The following is a 2833-nucleotide window of genomic DNA, read 5'->3' on the forward strand; positions in this document are numbered from 1 at the left end:
CACAACCGGCTGCCACACCGCCCGGGTGGCGGAATTACGTGACAGACGAGGTGGGGGAATTCCGTGACGGACAACCCCTCAAGCTGGAGGAATTATGTGACCGCTGACACTTTGGGAAACAAGACTCCGCGAAAAGTCCGAAACCGCTGCAATCGGCAGAGTGGCCGCGGTATTCGACGCTCTTAGCAGCGCACTGCGAGCTGGCGGGATTGGCAAAGTCCCAGAACGCCAGCGCACAACCCAGAGAAGCTCTCCAACGCGCCCTGTCGCTGCTCGCCCACTAACGGAGGGCGTCGGTGTCACGACGCTGTCACAACTAGTGCGAGATGGCCGGGATTGCGCTGAGACATGCAGGGAATATTTGTGCTGCTTGACGACCATCCAGAGCCGTTGCGGCATAACGAGAAACACAGTATTTGAGACTTAAAATCCGCACAGTGTCCGTTCGAATCGGACTGGGGGCACCGAGAAATGGCTGTTCAGGCTATTTTCGAGGGTTCTTTAGGCGCCCGTGGCCGTGGACAGGGCACTGCATGACAGCGGCACGGGCCGGTCGGGCGAGCTCGATCCAACACGGTGCGCACGACGCCGTCTGCGCCGACGTCGTGCCACGGTTCGGCGTGGCTCTACCAGGCTAATAGCGTTGACCCAAAAACCCGCTAATGGTTATGATGTTTACGTGAGGTTTGGGGCCGAGGGGAGCCAGCAGCGCCTGACGCCGCTGACCACACCTGTTGCTGCTCGCCCGAACGTGGCCGAGTGCTGCTGGTAGATCCAGGCCGTTCCTGCAACTCGTTCGATGGATTGAAGGTGAGGTTTTAAGGTGGTTGCCACTGATCAGAAGCTGGCGGCTTGTGTCGTCGAGTTGGTTTCGGGTCCCACCGCGCCGGGAGGAATCGACGACTTCGAACTCCAGCACGCGCGCCGGGTCTTGGCTCACCTCAAGGCTGCCATTGGGCGCGAGGGATTGTTGGATCTGCTGAAGCCCGACATCAAATTGGGTGTCGACTTTCTGCGGGAGATGGCCGACCGCTCTAAGGGGAAGCTGAGGCCTGCGACGACGGTGTTGGCGGTCAAGGGTCTCAAGGCCACCGAGTTCTTGCACTGGCTCGATGACCAGTTCGACAAGGAAGCCGTGATGCTGGCCGCTGAACCGGATCATTTCGTCATCGCCCCGAACGACGCCGCGAGGGTCACCATCGTGGAGACCCTCGGCGAATACGTGTGCCAGATCAACCTGCCGCCTTACGACGGTGCTGCTACCTGGGATGCGGCCGTGGTCGACGAACTGCTGCCGGAATACGACTATCAATTCCGGCGAATCGCACGAATCACGTTGCCGGACGGCACGTTGGTAGGACGTATGCTCACCCAATTCGGCGATACCCCCGAGGGATTCAATGCAAGCCTGACGGCGTACTTCCCGACCGCCTGCCCCGAAGACGTCTTCGAACATCACCGGCAACATCTCGCCGTTGAATTCCGTAATTGGATCGTTGGTGCTGCATCCGAAGTGCGGCATTGAGTTTGGTCTGATGTGAGTCGGGGCCGGCCTTTGCCGCCGCCCCGAGCTCGCACCTGTGTCGGAAGAGGGAGTGGCCGAATGGCCGAGATGTCAGAGTCCTATCCGCCGTCTGAGGAGTTCGCCGGGAACGCCAATGCGACCGAAGAGCTTTATCGCGCAGCGGAAGTGGACCGGCTGGAGTTCTGGGCCGAGCAGGCCAGCCGCCTGTCCTGGGCGGTGCCCTTCACCGAGGTACTGGACTGGTCAGGGGCCCCGGTTGCGGAGTGGTTCGCCGACGGCAAGCTCAACGTGGCCTACAACTGCGTAGACAGGCACGTCGATGCGGGCAACGGTGACCGGGTTGCGATCCAATGGGAGGGCGAGCCCGTCGGTGACGCCCGCACCATCACCTACGCCCAACTCAAGGACGAGGTGTCCAAGGCCGCCAACGCTTTCACCGAGTTGGACTTGGTGGCCGGCGACCGGGTCGCGATCTACATGCCGATGGTGCCCGAAGCGATCGTGGCCATGCTGGCTTGCGCCCGGCTCGGCGTCATGCACTCGGTGGTGTTCGCCGGCTATTCGGCTTCGGCCCTGCGCGCCCGCATCGAAGACGCCGGAGCCAAGGTGGTCATCACCACCGACGGGCAGTACCGGCGCGGCGAGGCCGTGTCACTGAAGGCCGCCGTCGACGAGGCCGTCGAGGGTCAGTCCTGCGTGGAGCGCGTTCTAGTGGTGCGCCGCACCGATATCGACGTGGACTGGACCGAGGGACGCGATGTCTGGTGGCACGATGTGGTCGATCCGGCTTCGCCCGTGCACCTCCCGGAAGCCTTTCACAGTGAGCATCCGCTATTCCTGCTGTACACGTCGGGCACGACCGGCAAGCCCAAAGGCATCATCCACACCACCGGCGGCTATCTCACCCAGGCGTCCTACACCCACTTCAACGTGTTCGACGTCAAACCCGAGACCGACGTGTTCTGGTGCACCGCCGACATCGGCTGGGTAACCGGGCACAGCTACATCGTGTACGGCCCGCTGTCCAACGGCGTCACGCAGGTGGTCTACGAGGGCACCCCGGCTTCGCCGGACGAGCACCGTCACTTCCAGATCATCGAGAAGTACGGCGTCACCATCTATTACACCGCGCCGACCCTTATCCGGACGTTCATGAAGTGGGGTCGCCAGATCCCCGCCGACCACGACCTGTCCAGTCTGCGGCTGCTCGGCTCGGTCGGCGAGCCCATCAACCCGGAGGCCTGGCGGTGGTACCGCACCGTGTTCGGCGCCGATGCCACGCCGGTCGTCGACACCTGGTGGCAGACC

General features: G+C 62.7%; 2 protein-coding genes. Both read left to right on the forward strand.

Annotated features, from left to right (window positions below; genetic code table 11):
- Positions 1-823: 823 nt before the first annotated feature.
- Complete coding sequence (locus SLQ30_RS32975; RefSeq protein WP_319451247.1) at positions 824-1525, forward strand: hypothetical protein; 702 nt, start codon at positions 824-826, stop codon at positions 1523-1525.
- 78 nt (positions 1526-1603) lie between these two features.
- The coding region (locus SLQ30_RS32980; RefSeq protein WP_319451246.1) for an AMP-binding protein at positions 1604-2833 on the forward strand (1230 nt) is incomplete at its 3' end.

It is taken from the genome of Mycobacterium sp. RTGN4 (assembly GCF_033804635.1).
GTDB lineage: Bacteria > Actinomycetota > Actinomycetes > Mycobacteriales > Mycobacteriaceae > Mycobacterium.